General features: G+C 60.8%; 31 protein-coding genes and 1 pseudogene. 10 read left to right on the top strand and 22 right to left on the bottom strand.

Annotated elements, in window-relative coordinates; genetic code table 11:
- Positions 1 to 140: 140 nt before the first annotated feature.
- The gene (locus Hrr1229_RS18305) at positions 141 to 362 is read left to right on the top strand and encodes a hypothetical protein (RefSeq protein ID WP_123115133.1); all 222 of its coding nucleotides are present in this window, start codon (positions 141 to 143) and stop codon (positions 360 to 362) included.
- 38 nt (positions 363 to 400) lie between these two features.
- Here the strand turns inward: Hrr1229_RS18305 and Hrr1229_RS16950 are convergent, their stop codons facing one another.
- Together Hrr1229_RS16950 and Hrr1229_RS16945 are read right to left on the bottom strand one after the other, a co-directional pair.
- Complete coding sequence (locus Hrr1229_RS16950; protein ID WP_123115132.1) at positions 401 to 2,581, bottom strand: heavy metal translocating P-type ATPase; 2,181 nt, start codon at positions 2,579 to 2,581, stop codon at positions 401 to 403.
- A gap of 132 nt (positions 2,582 to 2,713) precedes the next feature.
- On the bottom strand, positions 2,714 to 3,142 hold the full coding sequence (locus Hrr1229_RS16945; RefSeq protein ID WP_123115131.1) for a universal stress protein: 429 nt from the start codon (positions 3,140 to 3,142) through the stop codon (positions 2,714 to 2,716).
- Between the two features lie 97 nt (positions 3,143 to 3,239).
- On the opposite strand from Hrr1229_RS16945, the gene Hrr1229_RS16940 reads away from it, so the two are divergent.
- Both Hrr1229_RS16940 and Hrr1229_RS16935 read left to right on the top strand, forming a co-directional pair.
- Positions 3,240 to 4,223, top strand: a complete 984-nt coding sequence (locus Hrr1229_RS16940; RefSeq protein ID WP_123115130.1) for a hypothetical protein — start codon at positions 3,240 to 3,242, stop codon at positions 4,221 to 4,223.
- On the top strand, positions 4,220 to 5,035 hold the full coding sequence (locus Hrr1229_RS16935) for a CPBP family intramembrane glutamic endopeptidase (RefSeq protein ID WP_123115129.1): 816 nt from the start codon (positions 4,220 to 4,222) through the stop codon (positions 5,033 to 5,035). The genes Hrr1229_RS16940 and Hrr1229_RS16935 overlap by 4 nt, the downstream gene beginning before the upstream one ends.
- 24 nt (positions 5,036 to 5,059) lie before the next feature.
- Here Hrr1229_RS16935 and Hrr1229_RS16930 read toward each other — a convergent pair whose 3' ends face one another.
- Both Hrr1229_RS16930 and Hrr1229_RS16925 read right to left on the bottom strand, forming a co-directional pair.
- A complete protein-coding gene (locus tag Hrr1229_RS16930) occupies positions 5,060 to 5,941 on the bottom strand; it encodes a DUF3267 domain-containing protein (RefSeq protein ID WP_123115128.1) in 882 nt (293 codons plus the stop codon).
- Complete coding sequence (locus Hrr1229_RS16925) at positions 5,938 to 6,807, bottom strand: type II CAAX endopeptidase family protein (protein ID WP_176329444.1); 870 nt, start codon at positions 6,805 to 6,807, stop codon at positions 5,938 to 5,940. The genes Hrr1229_RS16930 and Hrr1229_RS16925 overlap by 4 nt, the downstream gene beginning before the upstream one ends.
- A 289-nt stretch (positions 6,808 to 7,096) precedes the next feature.
- On the opposite strand from Hrr1229_RS16925, the gene Hrr1229_RS16920 reads away from it, so the two are divergent.
- On the top strand, positions 7,097 to 8,938 hold the full coding sequence (locus Hrr1229_RS16920) for an SLC13 family permease (RefSeq protein WP_123115127.1): 1,842 nt from the start codon (positions 7,097 to 7,099) through the stop codon (positions 8,936 to 8,938).
- A gap of 46 nt (positions 8,939 to 8,984) precedes the next feature.
- On the opposite strand, the gene Hrr1229_RS16915 is transcribed toward Hrr1229_RS16920, so the two are convergent.
- The 4 genes from Hrr1229_RS16915 to Hrr1229_RS16900 form a co-directional block, all read right to left on the bottom strand.
- Entirely contained in the window at positions 8,985 to 10,247 is a 1,263-nt protein-coding gene (locus Hrr1229_RS16915; protein ID WP_123115225.1) for a phage integrase SAM-like domain-containing protein, read from the bottom strand.
- A gap of 4 nt (positions 10,248 to 10,251) precedes the next feature.
- Complete coding sequence (locus tag Hrr1229_RS16910; protein WP_123115126.1) at positions 10,252 to 10,857, bottom strand: hypothetical protein; 606 nt, start codon at positions 10,855 to 10,857, stop codon at positions 10,252 to 10,254.
- Positions 10,858 to 11,169, bottom strand: coding sequence for a hypothetical protein (locus tag Hrr1229_RS16905; protein WP_123115125.1), 312 nt, complete (start codon positions 11,167 to 11,169; stop codon positions 10,858 to 10,860).
- A gap of 690 nt (positions 11,170 to 11,859) precedes the next feature.
- The gene (locus Hrr1229_RS16900) at positions 11,860 to 12,291 is read right to left on the bottom strand and encodes a hypothetical protein (RefSeq protein WP_058365045.1); all 432 of its coding nucleotides are present in this window, start codon (positions 12,289 to 12,291) and stop codon (positions 11,860 to 11,862) included.
- 132 nt (positions 12,292 to 12,423) lie between these two features.
- Between Hrr1229_RS16900 and Hrr1229_RS16895 the strand changes: the two genes are divergently transcribed.
- Both Hrr1229_RS16895 and Hrr1229_RS16890 read left to right on the top strand, forming a co-directional pair.
- The gene (locus Hrr1229_RS16895) at positions 12,424 to 12,999 is read left to right on the top strand and encodes a hypothetical protein (RefSeq protein ID WP_058365044.1); all 576 of its coding nucleotides are present in this window, start codon (positions 12,424 to 12,426) and stop codon (positions 12,997 to 12,999) included.
- A 46-nt stretch (positions 13,000 to 13,045) separates the two neighbouring features.
- A complete protein-coding gene (locus Hrr1229_RS16890; RefSeq protein ID WP_058365043.1) occupies positions 13,046 to 13,486 on the top strand; it encodes a TRAM domain-containing protein in 441 nt (146 codons plus the stop codon).
- A gap of 88 nt (positions 13,487 to 13,574) precedes the next feature.
- Here the strand turns inward: Hrr1229_RS16890 and Hrr1229_RS16885 are convergent, their stop codons facing one another.
- The 4 genes from Hrr1229_RS16885 to Hrr1229_RS16870 all read right to left on the bottom strand — a co-directional run bounded on the left by Hrr1229_RS16885 (position 13,575) and on the right by Hrr1229_RS16870 (position 16,792).
- Entirely contained in the window at positions 13,575 to 13,787 is a 213-nt protein-coding gene (locus Hrr1229_RS16885; protein WP_235853656.1) for a stress response translation initiation inhibitor YciH, read from the bottom strand.
- 199 nt (positions 13,788 to 13,986) lie between these two features.
- Positions 13,987 to 14,640, bottom strand: coding sequence for a hypothetical protein (locus tag Hrr1229_RS16880; RefSeq protein ID WP_089769851.1), 654 nt, complete (start codon positions 14,638 to 14,640; stop codon positions 13,987 to 13,989).
- 12 nt (positions 14,641 to 14,652) lie between these two features.
- Positions 14,653 to 16,572: a cation-translocating P-type ATPase gene (locus Hrr1229_RS16875; RefSeq protein WP_123115057.1), complete on the bottom strand. Its 1,920-nt coding sequence runs from the start codon at positions 16,570 to 16,572 to the stop codon at positions 14,653 to 14,655.
- Positions 16,573 to 16,576: 4 nt separating this feature from the next.
- On the bottom strand, positions 16,577 to 16,792 hold the full coding sequence (locus Hrr1229_RS16870; protein ID WP_006667201.1) for a heavy-metal-associated domain-containing protein: 216 nt from the start codon (positions 16,790 to 16,792) through the stop codon (positions 16,577 to 16,579).
- A 197-nt stretch (positions 16,793 to 16,989) separates the two neighbouring features.
- Here Hrr1229_RS16870 and Hrr1229_RS16865 point away from each other — a divergent pair, with 197 nt between their 5' ends.
- Entirely contained in the window at positions 16,990 to 17,514 is a 525-nt protein-coding gene (locus tag Hrr1229_RS16865) for a helix-turn-helix domain-containing protein (RefSeq protein ID WP_123115056.1), read from the top strand.
- Between the two features lie 210 nt (positions 17,515 to 17,724).
- Here the strand turns inward: Hrr1229_RS16865 and Hrr1229_RS16860 are convergent, their stop codons facing one another.
- From Hrr1229_RS16860 to Hrr1229_RS16850, 3 genes are all read right to left on the bottom strand, one after another.
- Positions 17,725 to 18,018 (bottom strand): hypothetical protein, encoded by a 294-nt coding sequence (locus tag Hrr1229_RS16860; RefSeq protein WP_058365174.1) that lies wholly within the window; start codon positions 18,016 to 18,018, stop codon positions 17,725 to 17,727.
- A gap of 9 nt (positions 18,019 to 18,027) precedes the next feature.
- Positions 18,028 to 18,396, bottom strand: a complete 369-nt coding sequence (locus tag Hrr1229_RS16855) for an SHOCT domain-containing protein (protein ID WP_058365173.1) — start codon at positions 18,394 to 18,396, stop codon at positions 18,028 to 18,030.
- A gap of 126 nt (positions 18,397 to 18,522) precedes the next feature.
- Positions 18,523 to 18,744 carry a hypothetical protein gene (locus tag Hrr1229_RS16850; RefSeq protein WP_058365172.1) on the bottom strand — a complete coding sequence of 74 codons (222 nt, stop codon included), beginning with the start codon at positions 18,742 to 18,744 and terminating at the stop codon, positions 18,523 to 18,525.
- Between the two features lie 502 nt (positions 18,745 to 19,246).
- Here Hrr1229_RS16850 and Hrr1229_RS16845 point away from each other — a divergent pair.
- From Hrr1229_RS16845 to Hrr1229_RS16835, 3 genes are read left to right on the top strand one after another with little or no spacing between them, the layout of a single operon-like run.
- Entirely contained in the window at positions 19,247 to 19,972 is a 726-nt protein-coding gene (locus Hrr1229_RS16845; RefSeq protein WP_176329443.1) for an ABC transporter ATP-binding protein, read from the top strand.
- Positions 19,965 to 20,702: an ABC transporter permease gene (locus Hrr1229_RS16840; protein ID WP_123115055.1), complete on the top strand. Its 738-nt coding sequence runs from the start codon at positions 19,965 to 19,967 to the stop codon at positions 20,700 to 20,702. Before Hrr1229_RS16845 ends, Hrr1229_RS16840 begins: the two co-directional genes overlap by 8 nt.
- Complete coding sequence (locus tag Hrr1229_RS16835) at positions 20,699 to 21,451, top strand: ABC transporter permease (RefSeq protein WP_123115215.1); 753 nt, start codon at positions 20,699 to 20,701, stop codon at positions 21,449 to 21,451. The genes Hrr1229_RS16840 and Hrr1229_RS16835 overlap by 4 nt, the downstream gene beginning before the upstream one ends.
- 95 nt (positions 21,452 to 21,546) lie before the next feature.
- Here Hrr1229_RS16835 and Hrr1229_RS16830 read toward each other — a convergent pair whose 3' ends face one another.
- From Hrr1229_RS16830 to Hrr1229_RS16800, 7 genes and pseudogenes are all read right to left on the bottom strand, one after another.
- Entirely contained in the window at positions 21,547 to 22,281 is a 735-nt protein-coding gene (locus Hrr1229_RS16830; RefSeq protein WP_123115054.1) for a plastocyanin/azurin family copper-binding protein, read from the bottom strand.
- 25 nt (positions 22,282 to 22,306) lie between these two features.
- Positions 22,307 to 22,615: a thioredoxin family protein gene (locus tag Hrr1229_RS16825; protein ID WP_123115053.1), complete on the bottom strand. Its 309-nt coding sequence runs from the start codon at positions 22,613 to 22,615 to the stop codon at positions 22,307 to 22,309.
- Between the two features lie 176 nt (positions 22,616 to 22,791).
- A pseudogene (locus tag Hrr1229_RS16820) lies at positions 22,792 to 23,144 on the bottom strand (SHOCT domain-containing protein).
- Between the two features lie 2 nt (positions 23,145 to 23,146).
- Positions 23,147 to 23,566 carry a DUF302 domain-containing protein gene (locus Hrr1229_RS16815; protein WP_123115051.1) on the bottom strand — a complete coding sequence of 140 codons (420 nt, stop codon included), beginning with the start codon at positions 23,564 to 23,566 and terminating at the stop codon, positions 23,147 to 23,149.
- Between the two features lie 530 nt (positions 23,567 to 24,096).
- Positions 24,097 to 24,459, bottom strand: coding sequence for an SHOCT domain-containing protein (locus Hrr1229_RS16810; RefSeq protein WP_123115050.1), 363 nt, complete (start codon positions 24,457 to 24,459; stop codon positions 24,097 to 24,099).
- 55 nt (positions 24,460 to 24,514) lie between these two features.
- Complete coding sequence (locus Hrr1229_RS16805) at positions 24,515 to 24,835, bottom strand: hypothetical protein (RefSeq protein WP_123115124.1); 321 nt, start codon at positions 24,833 to 24,835, stop codon at positions 24,515 to 24,517.
- Positions 24,836 to 25,070: 235 nt separating this feature from the next.
- Complete coding sequence (locus tag Hrr1229_RS16800) at positions 25,071 to 25,661, bottom strand: winged helix-turn-helix transcriptional regulator (RefSeq protein WP_123115049.1); 591 nt, start codon at positions 25,659 to 25,661, stop codon at positions 25,071 to 25,073.
- Positions 25,662 to 25,706 lie beyond the last annotated feature (45 nt).

Below are 25,706 nucleotides of genomic sequence, written 5' to 3'. Positions count from 1 at the left end.
TTGTAACAGGAGACTGTCTTCAACGCTGTTCGAAAAAGTGGTGGGAAGACTGCTAATTCGAGGAGGAGGGGGTGATCGAGACTCCTTCACCGATCACAGCCCGAAGAAACGTTTTCTGTGGGCAGCTCCACAGCACGAGTATGTCGACGACTGTCTCAACACCCGAAACAGACGAGATATGTGCGTACTGTGAATCCCGGATCTTCGACCACGATCCAATCTGCGTCCGCGATTGCGATGACGAGTGTGGCTCACCCACGTATTTCTGTAACTACGCCTGTCTGTCCGCAGATATCGACGAGAACGACCTCACTACCGGGAATGCGTGCGAGTGGACTCCCGGCGACACTAGTTGTTGCTGATCGGCGTCATCGGTTTATTAGTCGCCTTCAGCGACCGATTATCTGCGGAATCCGAGTAATCGAAGCCCGTTCAGGGACACAAGGACCGTCGAACCCTCGTGGCCGACCACGGCCAGCGGTAAGGGGATACCTCGTAACAGAATCGTGCCAACCATTAGCGCAATCGCACCAAAGGCGATTGCGAGGTTGACTATCAGCGTCCGGCGCGTTCGGCGACCGAGTCCGAGCACGTAGGGAATCTTCCCGATGTCGTCGCCCATCAGGACGACGTCAGCCGTTTCGAGTGCAACGTCAGTCCCGGCGCCACCCATGGCGATTCCGAGCGTCGCCGTCGCCAGTGCCGGTGCGTCGTTCACGCCGTCACCCACCATCGCCACGTTCTCGTGTCGCTCGACCAGCTCTTCAATAGTTGCGACCTTCTCTTCCGGCAGTAGTTCCGCCTGCACCTCGTCGATACCGACTTCGTCGGCGATTTGCTGTGCGACGCGTTCGTTGTCGCCGGTCAGCATGACGATGTGCTCCACGCCAAGCGACCGGAGCTCCTCGATCATTTCTACAGCCCCAGGGCGGACCGTATCGGTGAACGCCAGCCAGCCCAGTACCGTGACATCGTCGCCGTGCTCGCGTACGACGAGGACGCTCGTCTTCCCCTCCGCCTCAAGGGACTGGAGCCGGTCGAGACCCGGTTCGAGCCCCTCGATCACTACGTCTTCGAGCACAGTCTCGACGTAACTCCGATTCCCGATATGGATGGTCCCGTCTTCGACCTCGGCGCAGACGCCTTTCCCGGCCTCCGACTGAAACCGTCGCCCATCGGGAACGTCCAGTCCGCGATCGTCCGCTTCCGTTACAGTCGCACGAGCGAGATGGTGCTCCGAGCGGGCCTGCACGGCGGCCGCGAGCGAGAGCAACTCGTCGGCAGTCAGCGACTCGTCCGCGAGGCCGTCCCGCACGAACACGTCCGTCAGCTGTGTTTCGCCCCGCGTGAGCGTGCCCGTCTTGTCGAACGCGACCGCGTCGATGTTCGCGGCCGTCTCGACGTGTTCGCCACCTTTGAATAGAACGCCCTGCCGGCCACCGGAGGCGATTGCTGATAGCACCGCCGCCGGCGTAGAGATGATGACGGCACACGGCGACGCGGCGACCATAAGCGTCATCGCGCGGTAGAACGTGCTAGTGAACTCGCTTCCGAGCGCGAGCGGGATGGCGATCGCCGCGATCGTGAGCGCGAACACGCCGAGAACGTACGGCTGTTCGAGGCGGTCGATGAGCCGTTGTGTCGGCGCCTTCTCGCTTTGCGCGTTTTCGACCATATTGATGAGACGGCTGATCGCCGATTCGTGGGCCTGCCGTGTGACCTCGATCTCAAGGCTCCCGCTCTCGTTGATCGTCCCGCCGAACACCTCGTCACCGGACTCTTTCGGCACCGGGACGGACTCGCCGGTGAGCGAGGCCTGATCGACCGTTCCCTCACCCGACGTGACGATTCCATCGAGTGGGATGCGGTCGCCGGGCCGGACGACGAACACGTCGCCGACAGCGACGTCGGCGATGGGAACTGTGATTTCCTCTCCGTTGCGGAGCACTTGAGCTTCGTCCGGCCGCATCTCGATGAGAGACTTGATTGCCCGGCGTGAGCGCCCGATCGCGTAGTGTTGGAGCGTGTTCGACAGCGAGAACAGGAAGAGGAGCATGGCGCCCTCGAACGGCGCACCGATCGAGAGCGCACCGAGGGCCGCGACGATCATCAGGAGGTCGATATCGACCGCACGGTGGCGGAGCGTCTCGATCGCACCTTTGAGCCCGTACCAACCACCGAAGACATATGCGACGCCATAGCCGGTCCACCTGAGGAGTGATGGGCCGGCGAGCCATCCCGTCACCAGACCGATCACCATCCCGAGCAGCGTCAGCCCGACGAACATCGCTTCCCCTCTGAGTTCTGACCGCGTGCTCACGTCGTCCGTGTCCGTCTCAGAGCCGTCTCGGATCGAGACGTTCCGGTCGCGGACAGCCTCTCGAATCGCTTCCGCGGATGTGATTGCTTCATCATAGGTGATCGTAGCGCTCCCCGTTCGGAAGGAGACAGCCACGTCGTGGATGCCGGAGAGACCCTGGAGGTGTCGTTCGAGTGCCCGAGCGCCCGCTTCGCCACGGCCACCCCGTCGTTCGATGCGGACGGTACACGTTGAAAGTGGGGGAGATTCAGAAACAGCCACGTTTTCTATACCAACAGTGTACCGGGATTTGACGTTTTAGGTATGCCAGTGAGTATTCCTTCGACGGTAGGTGAGCTTGGGTTCTCGGCCACTCAGAAACCCCTGAGATGCGATCCGTTCGTTCAGATCGAATCATCCGATGATCGTTACCGGGATCCGTGCTCGGCGGGTGACAGTCTCGGCAACGCTGCCGAGGAGCGTACGATCGATGCCTGAGCGGCCGTGGCTTCCCATTACAATCTGATCTATCCCGTGGTCGGCGGCATATTCGAGGATCCCGCGTGCGGGCCTACCAACTTCTGTGACAGTATTGAGTTCGAGATTGTGTTCTCCAGCGAGATCTGTGGCCGTCGTGTGGATTCTGGTTGCGCGATCTCGGGCATTATCGTACCAGTCTTCAGCGACTGGTAAGCCGCCGGCCTCCACGTCGATAACCGAGTCAATCGGATTAATGACGTATATCGTGGTGAGGGTTGCCTCCGCGAAGTTCTCGATAGCGTACGTAAGCGCACGCTCTGAAAGCGGTGAACCGTCGAAGGCGATGAGAACGTTGTCAGGCATTCGAACAGAATTTGAGGTGAACTGAAAAGAGTGTACCGCTCAGAACATCACGCCCACCACCAGAAGGGCTAACTATTCAGTTTGAGTATCTCCAGCCATGGCCCTCCACGCAGTCGAAAACGTTGAAGAAGCGTTTGGTGTCACCCGAGAGTTTCTGACACCGATTACCGTACGCCGCTGGCTGAAGCTCGCGCTTGTCGTGTTCTTCGTCGGGAGCGGCGTGAGCTTCCCGACGGCTCAGTTCAACACGTCAACGCCGCCGGGAGATGTCTCTACTGGTGATCTCCCGTTCAGCCTCCCAGTCGACGTGGTGACGCTCGTCGTCGCACTTGTCGCCGCCGGACTCCTTCTCGGAGGGCTATTCGCGTTGATTGGCGCGATTATGGAGTTCGTACTGATCGAGTCGCTCCGCACGGGCGAGGTGTCGCTCCGACGCTACTGGCGCCAGCGCTGGCGGCAGGGGCTCCGCCTGTTCGGGTTCCGGATCGCGATCGGGCTTCCGATGATCGTGCTGTTCGTCGGTTGGCTCGCACTGCTCGTTGTCCCGATCCTGACCGGACGCGATCCCACGATCCCGGCCACGGCGTTTCTCGTTGGGATCCCGGTGGTGTTGCTCATCGGCGTCCTGTACGCGTTGGTGTCGGGGCTCACGACCGTATTCGTCGTGCCGCTCATGATTCAGGCAGACTCGGGCGTCCTCGCGGCGTGGCGTCGTCTCTGGGGATCGATCAAGATCGCATGGAAACAGTATCTAGCATACGTCGTGATCGCGTTCTTGTTGACGGTCGCGACCGGGATCATCGCCTCGATCGTGGTCGGGATCGTCGCAGTCGTGCTTCTCATCCCCATTCTCATCATCGCCGCGATCGCGCACGTGACCGTCTCGTTGTCGTCGACGGTCGGGTTCGTCGTTCTCGTCGCACTCGCACTCCTGTTCGGGCTGGCGATGCTCGTTGTCGGGACGCTCGCGCAGGTCCCCGTCGTGACGTATCTCCGGTACTACGCGCTGCTTGTGCTCGGTGATATTGAGGGGTCGTTCGACGTCCTATCCGAGCATCAACCATCAAGAGGAGAGGTATGAACAACGAATCATCGGGGTGGGGTTCCGCCGCCCGTGGCGCAGTCGCGCTGTACGTCCTCGGGATGATCGGCGTCGCCGCGCTTGCGATCTACTCCGTACCGTCTCTCCGATCGATCCCCGAACTGGCGGTCCTGTCGTATCCGACGCTCGTGTTAATCGCGGCTGCGAACTCGACGATACTCCTCGCCGTGTTTGTGGCTCTCGGTGCGGCGACGGCTCCCCGGACGGGGCTACACTCACACGTCTTTGCGTGGGCGTCCGGCGGCACTCCGGACTGGGACGCGTATCGACGAGCACTGCCGCTCGCGGTCGGGTTGGGTGCTGGACTATTCGGTCTGGTCACCGTCCTCGACGTCGCGTTCACCCCGTTTACGGAACTCGAATCAGTCAACCCCGCCGGGGATGCGGCGGCGCTCGAGGATCTGTTCGCGTCGATTCCGATGCGACTCCTCTACGGCGGGATCACAGAGGAGATCCTCCTCCGGTGGGGCGTCATGGCTCCGATCGTGTTCGTCCTCTGGTGGGTTCGAAACCGGGTCGGTGAACGGATGGAGGAGCCGCCCGCGGCGGTACTGTGGGTTGCGATCCTCGCCAGTGCGGTCGCGTTCGGCCTTGGTCACCTGCCCGCGCTCGCGTCGACGTTCGATCTCACGCCCGCACTGGTCGTCCGAACCGTCCTGTTGAACACGATCGTTGGCGTGGCGCTCGGCTGGCTGTTCTGGCGTCGGTCGCTGGAGACGGCAATGGTCGCCCACGCCGCATTTCACGTCGTTCTCGTCGGAGTGTCCGTGGTCGCGATGCTACTGTTCTAGGCGGATATAGTTGAGCAAAATAGCTCATCCGGACCGTCGCCGAGCCCGGACGTATGCGTAGACGATGCCGACTGCGCCCCCGACGAGAAACACACCGGAGCCCATCGAGAACTCGACGCCACCGTCCGGCGGCCGACGGAAGCCGAACACGAACAGCAGCGTGTCGGGGATCCCGACCGTCAGTGAATCGACTCCGATCGCCGCTAACGCGAGCGGGACGACGATCCCGATCGCGACGGAGAGCGCCAACACGCCACCGGCAGTTCCGACGACGAGGTCCCACACGACGGTTGCCGGAGCGGTCTCCCAGCGTTCGAGCCCGGGTGGTCCGTACACTTCGAGACCTGTTTCGCTGTCGATGACGGAGACGCCGGCTGGATAGCTCAACAGCGTCAGCGCCATCCAAACGTCACCGACCGCGCCACCGGCGTTCAACGCCAGCGGGACGGCGAGCCACGGCCACTCGAACAGGACCATCGCGGGGACACCGAGGAGAGTCAACAGGACCAGCGGTGCGAGTGCAACGACGAGAAACTGGTTGCGAGTAAACCGGGTGTCGGTTGTTGCGAACGCGTACGGAAAGACGGCGTAGACGACACCGAGCCCGTACCGTGCCGTCCCACCGAACGCGCGGATCGCCGCCCCGTGACAGAGTTCGTGAAGAACGATCACGAGCACCATCGAGCCCACGGCGAACAGGAACGTGAGTCCGAGGTTCCACCAGCCGGCGGCCGCGTCGAAGCCGAACTCGGTGACGCCGGCGTCACCCGTCGCGAGGTAGTACACGAGCAGAAAGCCAACGAGCGAGACGAGCACGCCGAAGATACTCACAACGGTCCACTGAAGCACGAGCTGGCGCGACACGCCGAACTCCGCCAGTAGTTGGTCGTTCGCCTGTGGGGTCATTCTCCTCTGAGGTAGGCTACCCCCGGGATATCCCCGTGTGCGAGTGATTCTCGGCCGAAGTACCCGACGATAGCGAGAACAACGAGCAGCGTGACCAGAACTTGAGTTGCCGTGACCGTTGCGACGGCGGTCTCGTCGATGACGCCGTCGACGATGAGCACATCTGGGGCCAACGGGAGGAGGATATCGGCGGTGTTCACCATTGCGTGGAGAACCATCACGATAAGCACGCTACCCGTGTTGTTGTAGGCACACGCGAGAATGACCGACAGGAGGACGATACTGGCGAACCATCCGATCTGATTGGCAAGCGTGAAATCGGAATGAGGGGTGATGGGGATGAGGAAGTACGGGAGATGCCACCCCGCCCAGACCACACCAATAATGAGACTCGCTGTCAAGGCACTATATCGCTCGTTCAGGTGGGGCTGCGCGAATCCTCGCCACCCCGGTTCTTCGTTTAACCCGCCGCTGACTGTGAGTCCGAATATGAAGACGATGGCGATCAGAACAGGTGACTGTAAGGGTTGGTTGAGATCAACCGGACCGCCGATCGTCGCAAGAATGATAGTAGTGATCGCCACGATGCCGATCGGGATTCCAAAGGCGGCCACCCACCACGGCCAGCCGACGTTCCACCGGACGATCTGACGGGCCCACGTTCGGACATCGTCTCCTCGCAGCCATGTCACTACCGCGGCACTCACCGGCGGGCCGAAGCTACCAAAATAGATGAGTATCCATGGAGCCCAGCTCTCTTCCATGAACGCGGCCGGAGCTGAGATGATCCACGTGAAAGCGTATGCACCCACGAAGAACGCTGCGACTGGATGAGTATCGATCCACGAAGTCTGACTGTTCGTCATGGCGGTGTTATCCTAGACTAACCAGATAAATCCATCGAGAATTTAACATTTATCAGAATATTCGAGTCACTATTTTTGAAATAAAACTTCGATTACCTCGGCGAGAGGTACGTTACGACCCGGTATTGAAGGAGATTATACCGCCAATTCTCCGTTAGCGCAATTTTCAGCCGTACCTGTGGACTGAGATCTGACGATACGTGTCCCAGAGGGAGGGTTGATTCAGGCTCCGGTCAGCGATGTCTGACCGAGGGGAACAGTGAAGGGATCGACGAGAGTCATCCCGCGTATGCCGATTCTCGAGGTGTCGGGCGTCATGGTCGTCTTCCTACTCATCTTCGCCGTATTGGTGGCGTTCGTCACCGAAGTCGTCCCCAACGACATCACCGCGATCAGCGTCATCGCCGCGCTGGTCATCCTCGAGCCGTGGACCGGCGTCGGCACACGCGCCGCCATTTCGGGCTTCGCGAATCCCGCGACGGTCACCATCATCGCGATGTACATGCTCAGTGCCGGCGTCCAGAACACAGGCGTCGTCGAACGACTCGGCGTCCACCTCGCGGACTTCACCGCCGGCCGGAAGTACCGGGCGCTCGTCGCCACCGTCTGTACGACGGGCCCCATCGCCGGATTCGTGAACAACACACCAGTCGTCGCCGTCTTTATTCCGATGGTAACGGGCCTTGCCGAGAAAACCGATTTGAGCCCGTCAAAACTCCTGCTCCCGTTGTCGTACGCCGCCATCCTCGGTGGCACGCTCACGCTCGTCGGCACGTCGACGAACATCCTCGCTAGCGACTTCGCGCGCCTGCTCATCGACGGCCGCGACGGCATCGGCATGTTCGAGTTCACCGGCCTCGACGCCGTCTTGCTCGTGGTCGGCCTCGCGTATCTGCTGACCGTCGGGTGGCGCCTCACCCCAGCTCGCGTCCCCGTGGACAGCGACCCCGTCGCGGAGTTCGATCTCGACGACTACCTCACGTTCATGCACGTCCGACCGAACTCCTCCGCCGTCGGCCTGTCCGTCGAGACGTTCGACAGCGTCCACCCCGAGACCCGAATCCTCCAAGCACGCCGTGACGGCGACGCCTACGCCGGCCCGCACTCCGACCGCGTCGTCGAAGCGGGCGACATCCTGGTCGTACACGGTTCCCTACAGGCGGTCAATCAGCTCCGCGAGGACGCGGACCTCGGACAGCGAACTCGCGAGACGGTGAGCGGGGAGACGTTCGAGTCGGCAACCACTGACGGCACGCTCGCAAAAGCAGTTGTCCCCGAACACTCACCGTTCGTGGGCGAGACCGTCGCCGAGACCGGCCTCCACGATTACCACGAGACGAGCGTGCTTGCCGTGCGACGCGGCGGCGACCTGCTCCGGACGGACCTCGAGGACCGCACGCTCCAGGCGGGAGATCTACTGCTGGTGCGGACGACGCCGGTAGCGATCCGGTACTTCACTGACACCGGTGACCTCGTGGTCGCCGACGAGCAAGCCCTTGAGCACCTGGCCGCCGCAGATGTCGACGATGTCGCCCCCCTTTCCCCGAAGACGTCCCTCGCCGTCGGGATCCTCGCGAGCGTCGTCGGTCTCGCCGCACTGAACGTCCTCCCGATCGTGATCGCAGCGCTCGCAGGCGTCGTCGCGATGGTGGTCACGGGCTGTCTCACGACCGCTGACGCCTACGACGCTGTCTCGTGGAACGTGATCTTCCTGTTGGCGGGCGTCATCCCACTCGGTATTGCGTTGGAGTCTACGGGTGGCGCAGCCGTCGTCGCAGAGTTTATTGTCGCCACCCGCGCCATCCTCCCGCCGGTTGGCGTCCTGTTCGTGCTATACGCCGTCGTCGGCGTGCTGGCGAGCGTCATCACACCGGTGGCTACGGCAGTGCTGATGATCCCTGTTGGCGTCGATACGGCCGCCCGGCTGGGCGCCAACGAGTTCGCGTTCCTGCTCGCGGTGATGTTTGCGTCCGCGACGTCGTTCATGACGCCGGTGGGGTACCAGACGAATCTCATGGTGTACGGTCCTGGCGACTACGAGTTCACGGACTTCCTGCGGGTCGGCGGTCCGCTTCAGTTACTGCTCACAGTCGTCGCCACGGGCGGCATCGCTGTCATCTGGGGCGTTTAAAGCCAGCGTCCCCGTACTGTGACAGCCGACAACCTTGCTCCGTCGGCTATTCGTGGCTGTCATTTACCAGGTCGTCGACCTCTGAGAGTGCTTCTGTCGCTACATCCCCGAGTTCGCCGGCCTCAATATGCGAGTATCGCTCCCGAACCATCTCCTCCGAGTTATCGAGATACCGGGCTGCGACCGTGTAGCCGAAGGCGCGGACAAGCACCTCTCCCATCCCTCGACGACCGCCGTGCGGAGCGAGGTAATCGTGTTTTGGATGGGCGATGTCGATCTCTGCGGCCTCCGAGAGCCGTTGGAGAATCGATCGTGCGCCGTCCGTCGTGATCGACGGCGGCCGAATATCCTCATCAAGCGCTAGGAGGAGGTCGCGAGCGTACGCCTCACGTTGCTCGGCGATTGCTTCCGGTCGTTTCCCGCGGTCGGCCAGTTCATCCTCCACGAGTCCCGCAAGCGTTCGTTGGTCGAACGTCGGAAAGACTGGCCACCGGTCCGTCGGCGGGTCCATCAGCTGGCGGTAGCTCCGCAGCGGTGAGATCACTGGGTCGGGGAGACTCGCGGCGTCCCACTGCTGTTTCTTCCGGTAGACGTCCATACTCCCGTCGTCAAGGGAGAGGTCCTCCCAGCGGACGCCGTGCCGGCGCGGGTCGTTCGGGTCCCGGAGGAGTTCGCCGACGCGGACGGCAGTGTATGCGAGGACGAACACCAGCGCCCGGTCACGAGCCGCCTTCAGCGCCGCGTAGCGGGCTCGCTGCTTGTCGAGCGGGGCAGTATCCTCCGGGAGTGTCGTGTACGCCTCAACAGCGTCGCGGGCCTGTTCGTCGACGTAGCGGGTGAGAGCGTGGCGCTGTTCAGATGTCCAGGCCTGCTGATCGCCGGGTTTGCGGCCGTCGTCCTCGGGGAGTGGCGCCATCGCACTCGCCCGCTGTGCGTAATGCGCTTCGAGATAGCCCTCGTTGACGCACCACCCGCACCACGCAGAGATATAGCGGTAATAGGTTTGTACCGTGTTCTGCTTGAGTCCCCGATCCCCATCGAGATGTCGGGCGTACTCCCGGAACACGCGTTCGTCGAGATCGTCGAAGGTCGGCTCGCGGTCGACGGCATCGGGGACGATCCCGGTCCAGTCGTCGTTACTCCGATCGCCGGCGGCCCACTCGGCGAACCGCTCGAGTTCGCGAGCGGCGTTCCGTCGGTAGTTCCCGCCGTCGCCCCCGCGGCCTTTCCCCTTGTCTTGGAGGTACCGCTCGAAGGAACTCGCGAACGGTGTCGAACCATCGCGTGTCGATGAGGTGTTCTGAGTCATGTTGTCACGGGAGGAGGTGGTCATCCAGAATATCACTGCAGTCAATCGGAATCCCCTCCCACGCAGCCTTCACGGCGTTGTATCCGGTCCAGCTCTCACGTTCTAACAGCTCTCCGCACGCTTCGCAGAACTCACGACGCGAAATCAGATCGTTGTCGTAGAGGATGTAGAACAGAAATGGCGGTGCCACGACACGGATCTCTTCGTTCTGATCGTCGACGAGGCGACGAATCGAACGGCGACCGGCTGCATCCATCATGATGACGTAGTCGACAGCCGCCGGGTTCTGTCCCACTTCTTGTCGGAGCGATTCCTCGCCGGCGTCTGCTCCGTGAGGTCGGGGCACGCTCGTCACCAGGGTAAGCGACGTCTCGGTGTCCTCAATTGCATCGAGCGCGGCACGGCTCCCGTGATGAAGCCGGTACGGGCGGCTTCCCTCCGGCGCTGTCTCACGCGTGTTCTCGACGTGGTGCTCCAGTTCCTGTTTGCAGACGTTCGTCGTTGTGAGGCCGATGTGTTCGGTAATCTCGGGCCACAAGGAACTGTTCGCGACAGCGATCAGCGCGTCCGTATCGACAAGGATCGGATACCGTGTGTCGTCGCTGGCCATTCAGACGAGATAGTCGCTTGTGTCGTCCGCAGTAGCTTCACGGAAGGCCTCGATGTCCTCTTGAAGCAGATCGAACTCCTCACCGAGGAGCACGCGAGCGGCGTCCTCCGAAAGGTCGCCCGCCGAATAGCGTTCGTAAATCGCGATCTTATCCTCGTCCGTCATCGTTCGCCGAAGCATCTGGGTGAGCCCCTCGCGTGCGAGTTCGCTGATGTTGATGCCACCCAGATGGACGGAATCGAGTTCGGTCGCGGCCTCTTTGAGCGGACCAGCGCGGAATTTGATCGTATCGTCGAGCGATTCTTGGCTCATGGCGTAATATAAACGGGCCTGCTAAATAAATTGTTCCCCTATGTGTGAACACATGGGAACGATTACGGCGACGACGACTCCATTCACGTATATCTGGACTCACGTCTCCTCAGTGCTGGAATCGGGCTCTGAGCCGATGGGATCGACTGCGGCTTCCATCCATAGATCGACATCCTCAGCAGCGAATCCGTCATCCATCTCGTCGGCTGCGGAGACGCCGTGAAGACGAGCCCCCCGCGACTGAATAGTTGGCCTCAGCTGAGGAGACCCAGACAAATCCCGAACCTCGGTCTTGGCGGCTCTACCCCGAGGGAAGCGCCGTCGTGAGGCGGTTGCAGCATTCGTGCTTCACCGACGGCGTCGGGGTACTTCAAAGTGGTCGTGATTACGAGCATAATCAGGACCACTTGTTGTATTCGATCCATCGGGAGAATTCTGGGGTCTGGAGTCTCTTAGTACCGGAAATCCGTAATACAGTAGAATGTATATCGTATATCGCTATACTAAATCCCGCGCCGTGAAGTTCACAGCCTCGGAGGATGGAATTGATGCGTGCCTTCTGTTACGATTCATCTGTTCTGAATCGAAATCGAGACTGATCTCCATTGTGGGCTTTGCGCTGGTTACATTTCCAGAATATCTCGAATGTCGAGCTCTCCGTTCAGCAAAACGCACGCTCCGCGGTCTATTTCAGTTCCGTTCATCTGGACGGTCGACGTCTTCGGCGGTCTTGATTTCGTCCGTTTTCTCGACTTCGGCGAATAGCTCTCGGTACGCATCGGGCTCGAAGAGGTTGTTCCGGTCGAACAGCTCGCGGGCGGCATTGGTGAGCTGAAAGAACCGGTATGGCTGGCCCCGCTCGAGCCCCTCACGATCTCGCTCGATGGCCTTGATCAGCCCCACCTCCTCCAGCCGAATGAGGTGGTCGGTGAGCGTCGACGCGGCGACGCTCGGGTTGTAGTATTCGAGTTCTTTCTTCGAGGGCGCGCCTTTCGGATGACCGACAATCGTCCCGATGATATTCGCGCGGGTCGTGTCGTCGAGGGCACTCAACGCTGCGATCGGATCGAGGCCGGCCGCGTTCTCGGCTGGCGTGAGCGGGGTGGCGTCAGGCCGGGACATTGTGTCTCAGTGTTTGTCCCCTGGTCAGATAACCATTTCGGTGAAACTCGAAGTGGTACCCAGAGTGCCGGGGCATTCCACTTCCGGTCGTATTTCCGTACCGTTAGGTGGCGGTAGTGAATCCTACCCAGTATGACCAACGACGACGCTACCCGTCCCGTCATCGACAAATTGGGTGACCAGCCGGGCGAGACGCTCACACCCGAACGGGTCGAGGCGATCCAGACCGCGATGCACGAGGACCTCGGACGATTCATCAACAACACGTCCTACTTCGTTCTCGGTTCCTACGGTGAGGAGGAGCGACCACGATTGGAGGCTGTTCGCGACCAACTTGCGAGCGATGCCGCAGCCTCAAACTCCGATGATGGTGTCGACGCATTCCTGATGGACGATATTCTGGACATCTCGGAGTTCTTCACGTCGAAATTCAAGCTGTTGGTCAGCTACGCGGATCATATCGTCGGGGTGTACGAACACTCCCAGGGCGGACACGCGTGGGAAGCGGGCTACATCGATCAGCCGACCTATCGGGAGCGAACGCGAGCCTTCTATCGAACGTACGAGACTGAGGAGGAACAGTACGCGGCCTACGACGGGATGTTCGCACACTATCTCCTCTCGATGGAGCGGGTGGATCGTGCGTACACGTGGACGACGCCCGATGACCTTCGTGACTATATTGAGGATGCTTACGCGCCGGACTGACGGCGTGAGGAACGACTATTTGCGTCGGATACTGAATCTTCTCGTGATGGTCGACATCCCTGATACACTTCGCTCGGTATTTACTGCGACTATTGAGTCCGAGGACGGAAGCTGCACATTCGAGGTTCCAGCGAGTGAGGTACGTCACGACGCTATTCAACCCGGTGAAACGTATCGAATCGCTGTTCTCGAAACCGGGCATACAACGGCGCTATCCGATACACCGTCCGCGGACAGATCGTCTGAGACCTCCCCGACCACTCAGGAGCAGGGACCCCCCGAGCCGCCTGTTGAAGAGGGTGAGATTCGGGAGGTGACGATTGAGACGATTGGTGACCAGGGCGACGGCATCGCGAAGGTTGACCGCGGTTACGTCGTGATCGTTCCGGAGGGGCAGCCCGGTGACGAACCGACCGTTGAGATCGAACAGGTGCAACAGAACGTCGCCTTTGCTACGATCGTTGAGCCGGACCCCCGAACGCTGTGAGTGCTCCTCTACCAAATCGTTTAGTTGATGCTGTCGGTAACGACGGAACCAGTGGAGTGTTCTACAGGATATGAAGAATCGTACTGTTTTATCTGACGGAGTATCCGTTTGCTTTGAGAAGTTCGCGGACGCGTTCCTCGTGATCGCCCTGGAGTTCGATGTGCCCTTCTTTGACGGTGCCACCAGTTCCAAGTGTAGATTTCAGTTCTGAGGCGAGTGAGTCGAGATCGGTGCCACCTTCGAACCCCTCGACGACGACCATTTTCTTTCCATACCGGCGTTCTTCCGTTCGGACAGTCACCTGTTCTGTCGCCCGATCGAGATCAGCGAGCGGATTGCCCCATCGAATCAGTAGCGTAGATAATTTCGATGAGATGGTGCGAGAGCGGTATTCTCATATCAGGCTGGAGAGTTAGGAGACGTTGCTATCGAGGCGCTCGAAGATATCGACAGTATACCGCAGTGAATTCATATAGCGTACGAGGGCTGCACTGTCGTGTTCACACCGCTTCGACGGTGAACAGCGAATCGTCGTTGAGGACGACCTGCACGCGCCGGTGCCAGGCCTCGGCGAATGCCGCCCGCTGCTCCTCGCTCGCGGACCCCTCTAGAATCCGCTGGAGATTCCCGATTGCGGGGCCGCCGTCGGGAACGTCGCTGACGTGGTAGGTCACTTCAACAGTCTCGTCCGTATCGGTTCGCCGGAACCGGAACGTCGGTTCGTGCGTGCCCGGGTCGAACGCGTCGAAGACGAGGAGATCACGACGGCTCCCGTGACCACCGGCGAGCCCGCTGAATCCGTCGTCGTCGGTCGCGCCAGTCACGTACGAAATGATGCGCCCCATCACGCCGTACGCAGCATCGTCTCGCGGGCCGGCTGCCTGGACTTCGATTTCGCTTCGGATTGGATAGTCATCGGGATACAGGGCATCGAGCCCGAGCTGGACGATCCGGTAGGCGCCCGAGGCAGTCGGACAGGAGTGACCGGCCTCTTTCACCGCGTCCGTGTAGGTGACGACGAACGGATCGCCTGATGTGAGGACGCCGAGGGCCTCCGCGACGGGGTCGCGGATTTCGATCGGGTCGGCGTCGTAGTCGACCTGCCAGTCGGTGCTAGTGTGCGTCGCGTCAGTCGCAGGTGAATTTGTTGTCATTGGTTGTGGAGATTAGTGTCGGAGCAGTCGCATCCCGTTGAGGATGACGAGGAGAACGCTGGCTTCGTGGACGAGCATCCCGGCGGCGAGCGTGACGTAACTGGTGAGCACGCCAGCGAGCAGGACGGTCACGGTCAGCACCGCGAGCCCGACGTTCTCGAGGACGTTCCAGCGCGTCGCTTTACTGAGTGTGACCGCGTACGGGATGCGTTCGAGGTCGTCGGCCATCAGCGCCATGTCCGCCGTCTCGATGGCGGTGTCCGTGCCGGCAGCGCCCATCGCGATACCGACGTCGGCGGTCGCCAGCGATGGCGCGTCGTTGATGCCATCGCCGACCATCGCAACGACGTGGCCGTCGGCCTGGTATTCTTCGATGACGGTCTGTTTGTCCTCGGGGAGGAGTTCGGCGCGGTACTCGTCGATGCCCACTTCCCCTGCGACGGCACTTGCCGTCCGCTCGTTGTCGCCGGTGAGCATCACCGTCTCGATGCCGGCATCCTGAAGCGCCGCTACGACGCCAGGAGCGGCCTCTCGAAGTTCGTCGCGCATCGCGATCACGCCGATGATGCTGCCGTCTCGCACGACGTGGACGACCGTCTCACCGCGTTCCTCGCGGCCACGGACGTACTCGGCGATGTAATCCGGGATGTCGATGCTGCGGTCGTCGAGCAGCGCTCGGTTCCCAACGACGACCTCGTGGCCGTCCGTATGGGCGACGACACCCTTGCCGGCGACCACGTCGAAGTCATCCGGATCCGGAACCGACCGGTGTTCGGCGCTCGCGGCATCGGAATGGGCGACCGCAGTTCCGCCATCGGTTGCGGCGGTCGGACGGTCGCGTGCTGCGTCGACGATGGCGTCGGCGAGGTGGTGTTCGCTTTTCTTCTCGGCAGTCGCCGCGAGCGAGATTACCTCGTCGTCGTCGACGCCAAACCCCTCGACGTCGGCGACGGTGGTCTCGCCCTTCGTGAGGGTGCCGGTCTTGTCGAAGGCAACGAGGTCGATCTTGCCGGCACGTTCGAGGTGTTCGCCACCCTTCATCAGGACTCCCGACCGGGCGGCGTTCCCGATGGCCGAGACGATGCTGACCGGCGGTCCGATGACCAGCGCGCCCGGACAGCCGATGACCAGCAAGGTGAGCGACAGGATCGCGTTCTGCGTGACTGCGTACGCGCCGATTGCGAGCACGATGACGGCTGGGGTGTAGTACTTCGCGAACCGGTCGATGAGACTCTCCGTGGGCGACTGGGCCTCCTGGGCCTCCTCGACGCGGCGGATGATGCGCTCGAGCGTCGTATCCGAGCCCGCACCCGTCGTCTGGACCTCCAGTGCGCCTTCCTGGTTGACCGTCCCCGCGTAGACTTCGTCACCGTCGGTCTTGTGAACGGGCGCGCTCTCGCCGGTGACCGGGGCCTGATTGACGGCACTCTCGCCGTCGACGACGCTCCCGTCGACCGGGATCTTTCCGCCCGGTTTCACGATGACAACTTCACCCTCCTCGACGTCGCGGGCAGGTACTTCTTGGAGGTCTCCGTCGCGACGGACGGTCGCCGTGTCGGGCGTCATCTCCAGAAGTTCCTGGAGGGCCGTCCGGGTCTTCCGCATCGTCCGGCCTTCTAGGTAGCTGCCGAGGCTGAACAGGAAGACGACGGCGGCAGCTTCCCAGTATTCGCCGATGACGATGGCACCAATGGCCGCCAAGGTCACGAGCGTCTTGATGCCGAGCGTTCGGTTGGTGACCTCGTAGTAGGCGGTTTTGGCGATGTCGTAGCCGCCGATGATCGCCGCGAGGATGAGAATACCGGCACTCGCTGTATCGAAGCCGGTGAAGTGGCCGAGGCTCCAGCCGCCACCGTAGAGGAGGCCGCTGGACGCCGTGACGATGGCTTTCCGGTTCTTCCGGTAGTACTGTGTGATCGTTTGTGCGTTCATTGGTCTAGGCGGGCTGGGGCGTGTAGCCCTGGTTTTCGATGGCCTGTGCGAAGGCGTCGGGGTCAGCGACGTCGTCGTCGTACTCGATCTCGACTCGGCCGGTCGTGTAGTGGACTTTCACATTCTGGACGCCGTCGACGTTCGAGAGGGCGCGTTCAACGGTGCTCGCGCAGGTCGGGCAGTCGAAGTCCATCACACGGAGTTGGGTCGTTTCGTTCATCACAGTTCTACGTAGCACCCGGACCGCTATATACATTTTTTAGATGATATGTTTGAATAGAGATATAGGTCGTTGGAACAGTCCAATAGGTCGTCTAGGGCTTCGACTCGATCCGACCGCAGGCCAGTCGTCCGGTCGAAGTGCTCGACAGCAGTGTTCGCCGCTACCTTTTCCCGCACGTGTCTCACAGTCCCATTATGAGCAGTTCCGGTGCCGACCACCATCTCGACGACATCGCGATTAGGGATACCCGCGTTTCGGACGCCATCGACGAACCAATGCGAGCGATGATCCTCGACATACTGGCCGATGAGGCACGGACGGCAGGCGAGGTTCACGACCGACTCACCGATCGAGGGATCGAGCGGACCGAAAACACCGTTCGGCACCACATCAACGAACTCCGCGATTCCGGACTCGTAGACGTCGTCCGCTTTGAGGAGGGGCGTGGCGGCACGACGAAGTACTACCACGCGAACACGATCGTCCTCTCGTACTCACTACCGGGTTCGGCTGATGCCGCCGTGGAGGAGATGACGGATGCTATCCAGCCGCAGGTCACGGAGGCACTGAACCATCTCACGGAGGAGTACGAGGAATCTATCGAGGAGATCACAACGGAGATGCAGCCGTGTGACCACTGTCGGAACCAGAAGTACGAGACGTACGTCCTGCTGACCGTCCTGCGGCGAGCGTTCGTCCGCGCTCAGCGGGAATCGTAAGCGACGCCAGTGACTCATAACGATATTTACTGACTCGGTCCATGGTGAGAGACTCCGTTGTTGTTGGATCTTCTGGTCACCCCATTCAGGACCCGTGTTCCCCGTGTCGCGCACGATCACCCGGGTGAAACGAATTGGCAGATGAAATCGCACGCCGTGAAGAGAACGTTAACAGCGTCGATATCGTCGAAACACGAGTGATTGGGGGCGTTAATCGTTGTCGAGTTCGGAACCCGCGTCTCCTTCGGCGAAGATTCGCCGGGAGATGATCGTTCCGTCAGAGATGGAATCAGGTTCGTCACGGCGGACGAAGCGTTTCTTGAGAACGTCGTAGGCGAACAGACTCGCACCGATGATAACGAAGCCCCAGTGGTAGCCTCCGACGTAGATCGTCCTGTCGACGCCGTCGCCACTGCCCGGGAGATTTCCAACGCATCCGGAGAGACCTGCGATGCCGGCTCCGAGCGCAGTGAGAAACTCGCGTCGCTGTACTGTCGAGGACATGATTGCAGACTACTGCGACTCCTCGCGGGTGAGTTTCGCACGCCGTTCCTCGAACTCCTCGTCGGAGAGGTCGCCACGAGCGTACGCCACTCGGAGTTCCTCGAGTGCTCTATCGCTGGTCAGCGACGACCCGACACCACCGACGAGGCCGCGATAGAGGAGGTAGCCGATGCCGACGAGGACAACGAGCCAGACGAGCATCATTCCGATACCCCACAGCGGTGAGAGGCCGCCGGCCATGCCACCACCCCACCACCAGCCCATCATGCCCATCATCGGCATCGCGAACACCATCATCAACAGCGGGAACAGGACGATCACCGCGAGGACGATCAGGACGATGCGGAGCAGGCCGTCGGACGTGCGCTCTTTTGACATAGTGAACCACTACGGACTTCGTTGGCTGCATTCATAAAGTTGGACGGCCAGTACTGCTCCGTTGGTGGTTCCTAGGTTGGGTGGCGGCTAATACGTCGCTCTGTGTCTTGCTTGGGGCGAATCCACTCAGCAGCAGTCGGGGTCGTCGGGCGACCACTCACACGCGTTGCCAGTCGTCAAGTTGTTTTCGTCAACGTAGGTCGAGAGACACGCGTAGTTGCAGAAGTAGGTCGGCGACCCGCAGTCGTCGGTACAGTCGCGCACACAGATCGGGTCGTGGTCGAAGATACGCGACCTGCAGTAGGCGCACGTCTCATCAACGTTGGGGAGTTCGACGGTCGTAGACATACCTGTGCTACGGGCACGAGTCAAAAACGCATTTCGCCAGCTGACCATCGATATACTCCGCCTCCGGGCTGAAGGCGGTGTGTGAGTGACAAGGAACGACTAGAACTCGATCGCTCCGATCATCGGCTCGCCGACACACTTCGGGCAGACATCGGTGTCGTATTCCGCCATACAGTGTCGGTGGCAGGAGATCCCGCAGTGCTCGCAGACGAACACCTCATCGTCGCGAGCGCATTCCGAGTCACAGATGTAGCACTGAACCATGGATACTCGAACCTTGACTTGAAAACCGCATCAACACTATGTTCGGGGCCTGATAGATGTCTGATTTTCATGACGGCTACCGACCAAGTCTACTCCTGTTTGGAGACAAAAGGAATGCCAAATCGTTGGCTATCCATTGCTCTCTTCGTGATACAACCCGATCTCAGGGTAATTTGACGGGGTTAACTTTCGATTCTTAACAACAATTCGATTGAATGAGTAGAACGTCTTTCCACGTATGGAAATGACCACGGCGCCCACGGAGACGGTCGATGGTAGCAAGACGCTCGTTCGAGGCAACGTTCTCGAGAAAACCTACGGGTCACGACTTCCGTTGGGACGGTCGACGCCCGTTCTCACCGGTGCGGATATCGAGGTCCGTGCCGGCGAGATCGTCGGCATCGTCGGCGAGAATGGGTCGGGCAAGTCCACGCTGATGGAGATTCTCGTCGGGGTTCTCGACCACGACGCGGGCACGGTCGAACGGTATGGAACCGTCGGATGGTGTCCGCAGGAACCCCTGCTCTACGATCGGTTGACCGTCTCTGAAACCTTCCGGCTCTTCGGCGCCGGGTACGGGATGAGTCGCGAGGAGATCGACGCGGCGAAGCAAAGACTGGCGGACGAACTCGACTTCGAGCAGTACCTTGACTACCGGGTCGACCAGCTTAGCGGTGGGAACCGACAGAAGGTCAACCTCAGCATCGCGTTGATGCACGACCCGGACGTTCTCATGCTCGACGAACCCTACACCGGGTTCGACTGGGAGACTTACCTGCGATTCTGGGACATGGCACAGGACCTCGCGGACGACGGCACTGCCGTCGTCATGATCTCCCACCTAATTGAGGAGCGGAGTCGCCTCGACCGCGTCTTCGAGGTGCGGAACGGACTGGTTCACGACGTGACCGACGAAGAGACCGAGAGCGAACTCAGGAGCGACCCGGAGGGGGAACATGAATAGGTTCGTCGTCGGCGTTCGGGCGAATCTCCAGACGTTTGTCCGGACACCTCTGAACGTCGTCCTTGCGCTGGTGCTCCCGCTCGTGGTCATCGAGGGGTGGGGCCAGGCGATGGCCGGACTGCCGTCAATGCCGACCGTCGAGGGGATTCCGCTCGACCTGGGACGCCTCCTCGGCGCGATCTTCGGCGTCGCCATCATCGCCGGGCTGATGGGACTGGTCCAGATGATCAGTGCCCGGGAGGCTGACCGACGGCTCGTTCAGACCGGGTACGCGCCACGAACGCTGCTCGCGACGCGGCTGGCGACTCTCGCGGGTGTCACGATCGTCGTCGCGGGGGTGAACTTCGGCGTCCTCTGGCTGACGATCGACGTCGAAGCACCCCTGTTTGTGTTCGCGTTCCTCGCGCTCGCGGGCGTCGTCTATGCTTTCCTCGGTGCGCTCGTCGGCGCAGTGCTTCCGCGACTGTTCGAGGGGTCGCTCGTCGTCGTCTTCCTCGCGATGATGGACGCGTTCCTCAGTGGCGACAGCCCGCTCGCCGCGGACGTCCCCGACTTCGTCCGGTACTTCCCGTTGTATCATCCGAAGGAACTCCTCCAGTCGGCCGCCTTCGACGGTACGTTCGCTGCGGGTGACCTCGTCTTCGTCGGCGGGTACCTTCTCGTGTTGCTCGTCCTCGTGACTGCCGTATTCGGTGCGACGATGCGCACGGCCGGGGGGTGGTCAGCGTGAACCGAACGGCCACGGCGTTCGGTATCGGGCTCCGGGAACACGCCCGCAACTACGTCCTCGTAGCGCTCCTGGTCGTCCTCCCAGTGTCGTTCATCACGCTCGCCTTCGCGGTCACCCAGGACGTCCAGATGCCGGTCCGGACGCTCGTCGACGGCGAGACGACGACCGTGATGCGGGGGATGCCCGAGGTCCACGGCGTGATCATGACACCGATCACGAGTTCGTTCATCGTCGGGTTGGCCGGTCTATTCCTAATGCGCGAGGCGAGAGACACGGACGGCCGCCTCGCTGTCGTCGGCTACCGAGCACGGCAGGTCATCGCCGCACGGTTCGGCGTCCTTGCAGTCATCACGCTTGTCGTGGTCGCTGTCTCCGTCGGGGTGATGCTCATCGACTTCCAGCCCGAACAGCTGTGGTGGTTCGTCGCCGCGATGCTCGTCCTTTCAGTTACCTACGGACTTATTGGGATGCTCGTCGGCGCCGTCTTCAACCGCCTGGCCGGCCTGTGGATTATGTTGATCCTCCCGATGATCGATATCGGACTGTTTCAGGACCCGCTGTTCGTCCAGTCTGAACCCGAGTGGTGGATGAAACTCTTCCCGGGCTACCATCCCGTCCGCGTGATGGTCGATACCGGACTCACGACGGACTTGGACACGGCTGCGTCGCTCGGCTGGGGGGCCGGCTATCTCCTCGTCGTCGGACTCCTCGCCGTGTGGGTGTACTACCGCGGAACTCGAACGACGTGACGACGCGCTCGAACGAAGGTGGTATCCGCGGCCGGACGGATCGATCGAGGGCACCCGACGCGATTCGCTGACTTACCGAACATCGACGAGGCGTTTCACCTGTCTTCCAACCGCTCACGACGCTTCTGGAACTCTTCTTCGTCGATCTCGCCTCGTGCGTAACGGCGTTGGAGGGTTTCCATCGCGGAATCATCGCTCTCGGGAGATGCGTCACCTCGTCCTAGTGCCCAATAGAGGAGTCCGCCAGCTAAGCCGAGCATTCCGAGTGCCCCGCCGACGAACGGGACGCCGCCCCACCCGCCTCTCGAGCCACCCATCATGCCCCCTCCGCCGGGCCCCATCATGCCGCCACCGGTGCTCCCGCTTCCGTCGACGTCCGAGCCGATGGCCACGGCGCCGTTCTGGACGATCGTCTCGCTATCGGGGACCTCGCCGTCGGGGATTGAGCTCTCCTCGGCCGGGCCGCCGGGGCTGCCGACGACGATGCGGCCGACCATCCCGACCGACTTGTGCGGGATGCAGTAGTAGTCGTACGTGCCTGGCTCTTCGAACGTGTACTCGAAGGATCCCGACGAGATGGTTCCACTGTTGAATGCGCTGGCGTCGGATGGAATCCGATTCTCGTAGGCGGTCGCCGAGTGGGCTCCGGCCGCTAGCTCGAAGCGAACGGTCGTGCCGGGTTCGACGTGGAGTCCGATCGGGTCGAAGTAGTTGTTGCCCATCTTCACGACGGGCGTCTCCTGTGCGCTCGCTGGCTGAGTGATCCCTACACCGGCGATTGCGCCGGCACCGAGTACTCCCAGGAACTGACGTCGGTTATAGTTCGTCATGTGGTTTGAATCGGTCTGCTGGTCGTTATTTTCGCACGGCATCGACGAGGCGCTGGACGAGTCCAGACGGTTGCTGGGTCGCGCGCTCGATGGCTGACTCGAGGTCGTTCCGGTCGACGATGCCGATGAACTCGGCGGTCTGCTCTCCGTTCGCGTAGACGAGTGTCGTCGGCGTCTTTCGGACGCCGTATTCTTCGGCCGTTTCCAGATCTTTCCGGATGTCGACCTCCCGGAACTGCACGTCCGGATACTTGTCCTCGAGGCCGTCGTTTTTCTCCCGCTGTGTTGTGCATGCCCCGCACGTCTCTTGGGTGAAGAGGATTACTTCGGTCACATTGTATACTACGGTATTGTAACTTAACCACATTACTATTCAGAATCGTAAGCTGAGAGTCTCCCATTTCTTCGATTCGAAGTCCTGCTCACACAGTGGTGATAGGGAATAGCTTGACGAACGAAATCGAATACACAGGCTCCGGATATACGCACCTGGGTGTGTACTCGTTGAGTTTACTCCGACCGTTCGAGTTTCTCGCGGCGGGATTCGAACTCTTCGTCGGTGAGGTCGCCGCGAGCGTACGCCGTGCGGAGTTCCTCCATCGCGGGGTTTCGAGACGTCTGGCTTTCATTCGCACGTCGGACGACGAGGTAGCCACCGCCAAGGAGGATGAGGAGGAAGATGAGCGGGACGAGCATCCCGACGAACGGCCACCACCCGCTGGTGGTCCCGCCGTAGCCCATCATCCCTCCGTAGCCCATCATCCTCCGAACCCCATCCCCATGGTGAGCAACGGGAGGACGATGAACGCCCCGAGGATCAGGAGCACGATAGTCGTGGTGTCGAGTTGATTCGACGAAGACATCGTCACTCCTCCTCTGGCACCGTTCCCAACTCGTCTGAGACCGTTGCGATGACGCGCTCGAATCGTTCGTGCACGTCGACCGCGATCTCGTCGAGGTCTGGATTCTCCGTGATGCCGACCAGTTGCTGGGGGTCGACGGCGCTCACGACGACGTCACCGGCATCCGTCTCGTAGACGATGACGTTACACGGGAGCAGGGCCCCCAATTCCGGCTCTTCGGCGAGCCCCTCGTGGGCGAGTGGAGGGTTACACGCCCCGAGAATCCGGTATTGGTCTACGTCGACATCGAGCTTTTCCTTCAGGGTCGTTTTGACGTCGATGTCACAGAGGATGCCGAAGCCTTCGTCCTGTAGTGCGGTCGTGACTGCGGTTACGACATCGTCGAACTGTGCATCGATCGTTGTGGTGATGGTATACGTCATTGGTCTATCGGGTGTTTTTGGCTTCCAAGCTTGCGATGAGCTTCGTTGCTTCCGCTTCGGTCAATCCAGCGCCGCCAGACGCTTCTGAGGCGGTGAATGCGCGGAGTCGTCGGCGTTCGGCAGCCTGTTGCGTTGTTTTCGTGAGTCGATTCGGATATTGTGTTGTGAGTGCTTCATTGTGGTGGTTGATTTTGTCGTGACGCACATTTCGTCTCGGTCTGTGACTGGAGTCGACGCACGCCGAGGTCTGTTTAGATCGCTTGAGTCGTCCCCGACGGAGTCGGAGAGTCCTTGTCGTCAGGTTAGCTCAGTTGCTTTTTCAACATTTTGTGTGTTCGTTCTTTCTCTCCACAATACTATGGACGATTGCACGAGGCATAACCGGCCAGGTCCGTTTGCTGACCCAGCAAATCGCCCCGTCATTCTAGTCCACTCTCTCGTGGTCGCTGTAGCACCCCTGAAGGTGCCAGCCGGCAATACGAATGTATGTGGACGACGTGGAAGGGTACATGGACGGAGGGTGTTGATACTCACTGGGTGAGCGAGGATCGTCGGTTCTCGAACTCCTCGTCCGAGAGTTCACCCCGCGCGTAGCGCTCGCGGAGTTCAGCGAGTGCAGTATCCGTCTTCGAGGTCTGTTCTTCGCGGTTAGTCCCGTACATGAGGAGCAGGACGAGTCCGATCAGGAGCAACGGCCAGAGGAACATTCCGCCTCCGAGCATCCCGAAGCCGCCGAGTCCGCCCATTCCGCCCCAGCCGCCGCCCATCATACCGCCGCCGTAGCTTCCACTACCGTGGGCAGCAGCCGTTCCAGTCGCCGCGACCAACAGCGGAACAGCGAGTATCGTGAGTCGACGAGCAGTGCGTCCGATGTGCGTGGTGAGTTGCGTCATTATTGTGGATTGGTGAATTGCGTTCAGTCGAAGCGATCGAAACGGTCAGGGCCTATCAGCAGTGGCCCTGCCCGTACATCCCGCCGTTGTAGTCGTCGTCAGTCCCGTCGTGGTATTCCTCGTCAGCCATGTCCTGGGCCATTTCGTCGACGGTCACACCCATGTGCGACTCCATCCACTCGACGCTACCAGGGCCCATGTGTTCGGTCATCTGTGCCTCCATCCACGTGGCCCATTCATCTGCGGTGGTATTGTCCGTGGGCGCGTCGTCTGCGGTCGTGTCAGTGCCGTGTGCGCTGACCGCGGGGGCGGCGAACGCGAGTCCGATGATCGCGAGTGCCACCAGCAGCCAGCGGCCGAGTTTGAAATTAGTCATTGTCTTTCTCCTCGGTTACTCGTAGGACCGCTCGGGGGTTATCGACGTGGGTGTGAATCCACGCAGGAGAACGTTCGAGAGCGTGTATAGAGCGTTATAACTGTTTTTCAGAGATGCGACCGTTCATATCCGCCGAATTCGAGGAGCTCCCCGCTTTTCCCACGTTTCGTGAACCGGCTCGGGGGCAGACCCTGCGGCAATTGGCCTGCTCGGCCTATTGAAAAAATAGTCCCCGTTATCCTGGGGAATCCTCATGCTGTTTCCGAAATGCAGATTCACATTCTTCGCAACAAAACTGTTGGAGGGAACCACCAACACGCGAGGCTAATCCGTCTTCGCGAACCGTGCTCCCACAGTTTGCGGATGTAAGTGTAGACTCCGTTCCGTTTGAATACGTGGAGTGGGTGATGCTCGACAGCAATTGCACATCGTATCGCCGGACATCACTCAGTGGAATATTTTGTTGCACCCAGCTTCCGATTGTGGGGCGTGGTGGAGTCGCCACGGCGATAATCTCACCTTCAGCAGTTGTGAATACGTGTTCCACGTATGGGGCCTGGATAACTGACTCTCGAAGTGAGTCCGCACTATCGAGTACAGATTGGAAACGCACCATGATACGCACCCGGTTTTCGTACTGCGTTCGATCGGTGTCGACTGTGAATTGACGAATAACGCCGTCTTGTTCCAATCGACGGATACGCGCCGAAACAGACGGGGCTGAGAGATTTACTGCTTCAGCGATTTCATTGTACGAACGACGTGCGTTCTCCTCGAGGAGTCGGAGGATCTCACGATCCGTGTCGTCAATCGCATTTTGTGTCATTGAAAGATGAACCGGGGGTGGGGAAAGGGGGGTGGGTTGAGGGGG

The sequence above is a fragment of the Halorubrum sp. CBA1229 genome (genome assembly GCF_003721435.2).
Classification (GTDB): domain Archaea; phylum Halobacteriota; class Halobacteria; order Halobacteriales; family Haloferacaceae; genus Halorubrum.
Note: the sequence above shows the minus strand (reverse complement) of the source record. Positions and strands in the feature narration are given on the sequence as shown.

Coding starts and splice junctions, on each gene's coding strand:
- Hrr1229_RS16855 (WP_058365173.1), bottom strand. CDS start 18,396: ATGTCAAAAGAGCGCACGTCCGACGGCCTGCTCCGCATCGTCCTGATC.
- Hrr1229_RS16830 (WP_123115054.1), bottom strand. CDS start 22,281: ATGACGAACTATAACCGACGTCAGTTCCTGGGAGTACTCGGTGCCGGC.
- Hrr1229_RS16865 (WP_123115056.1), top strand. CDS start 16,990: ATGAGCAGTTCCGGTGCCGACCACCATCTCGACGACATCGCGATTAGG.
- Hrr1229_RS16930 (WP_123115128.1), bottom strand. CDS start 5,941: ATGACCCCACAGGCGAACGACCAACTACTGGCGGAGTTCGGCGTGTCG.
- Hrr1229_RS16900 (WP_058365045.1), bottom strand. CDS start 12,291: ATGTCCCGGCCTGACGCCACCCCGCTCACGCCAGCCGAGAACGCGGCC.
- Hrr1229_RS16910 (WP_123115126.1), bottom strand. CDS start 10,857: ATGGCCAGCGACGACACACGGTATCCGATCCTTGTCGATACGGACGCG.
- Hrr1229_RS16945 (WP_123115131.1), bottom strand. CDS start 3,142: ATGCCTGACAACGTTCTCATCGCCTTCGACGGTTCACCGCTTTCAGAG.
- Hrr1229_RS16805 (WP_123115124.1), bottom strand. CDS start 24,835: ATGACTAATTTCAAACTCGGCCGCTGGCTGCTGGTGGCACTCGCGATC.
- Hrr1229_RS16940 (WP_123115130.1), top strand. CDS start 3,240: ATGGCCCTCCACGCAGTCGAAAACGTTGAAGAAGCGTTTGGTGTCACC.
- Hrr1229_RS16810 (WP_123115050.1), bottom strand. CDS start 24,459: ATGACGCAACTCACCACGCACATCGGACGCACTGCTCGTCGACTCACG.
- Hrr1229_RS16860 (WP_058365174.1), bottom strand. CDS start 18,018: ATGTCCTCGACAGTACAGCGACGCGAGTTTCTCACTGCGCTCGGAGCC.
- Hrr1229_RS16815 (WP_123115051.1), bottom strand. CDS start 23,566: ATGACGTATACCATCACCACAACGATCGATGCACAGTTCGACGATGTC.
- Hrr1229_RS16895 (WP_058365044.1), top strand. CDS start 12,424: ATGACCAACGACGACGCTACCCGTCCCGTCATCGACAAATTGGGTGAC.
- Hrr1229_RS16870 (WP_006667201.1), bottom strand. CDS start 16,792: ATGAACGAAACGACCCAACTCCGTGTGATGGACTTCGACTGCCCGACC.
- Hrr1229_RS16890 (WP_058365043.1), top strand. CDS start 13,046: ATGGTCGACATCCCTGATACACTTCGCTCGGTATTTACTGCGACTATT.
- Hrr1229_RS16905 (WP_123115125.1), bottom strand. CDS start 11,169: ATGAGCCAAGAATCGCTCGACGATACGATCAAATTCCGCGCTGGTCCG.
- Hrr1229_RS16880 (WP_089769851.1), bottom strand. CDS start 14,640: ATGACAACAAATTCACCTGCGACTGACGCGACGCACACTAGCACCGAC.
- Hrr1229_RS18305 (WP_123115133.1), top strand. CDS start 141: ATGTCGACGACTGTCTCAACACCCGAAACAGACGAGATATGTGCGTAC.
- Hrr1229_RS16925 (WP_176329444.1), bottom strand. CDS start 6,807: ATGACGAACAGTCAGACTTCGTGGATCGATACTCATCCAGTCGCAGCG.
- Hrr1229_RS16845 (WP_176329443.1), top strand. CDS start 19,247: ATGGAAATGACCACGGCGCCCACGGAGACGGTCGATGGTAGCAAGACG.
- Hrr1229_RS16875 (WP_123115057.1), bottom strand. CDS start 16,572: ATGAACGCACAAACGATCACACAGTACTACCGGAAGAACCGGAAAGCC.
- Hrr1229_RS16935 (WP_123115129.1), top strand. CDS start 4,220: ATGAACAACGAATCATCGGGGTGGGGTTCCGCCGCCCGTGGCGCAGTC.
- Hrr1229_RS16840 (WP_123115055.1), top strand. CDS start 19,965: ATGAATAGGTTCGTCGTCGGCGTTCGGGCGAATCTCCAGACGTTTGTC.
- Hrr1229_RS16850 (WP_058365172.1), bottom strand. CDS start 18,744: ATGTCTACGACCGTCGAACTCCCCAACGTTGATGAGACGTGCGCCTAC.
- Hrr1229_RS16915 (WP_123115225.1), bottom strand. CDS start 10,247: ATGACTCAGAACACCTCATCGACACGCGATGGTTCGACACCGTTCGCG.
- Hrr1229_RS16800 (WP_123115049.1), bottom strand. CDS start 25,661: ATGACACAAAATGCGATTGACGACACGGATCGTGAGATCCTCCGACTC.
- Hrr1229_RS16920 (WP_123115127.1), top strand. CDS start 7,097: ATGCCGATTCTCGAGGTGTCGGGCGTCATGGTCGTCTTCCTACTCATC.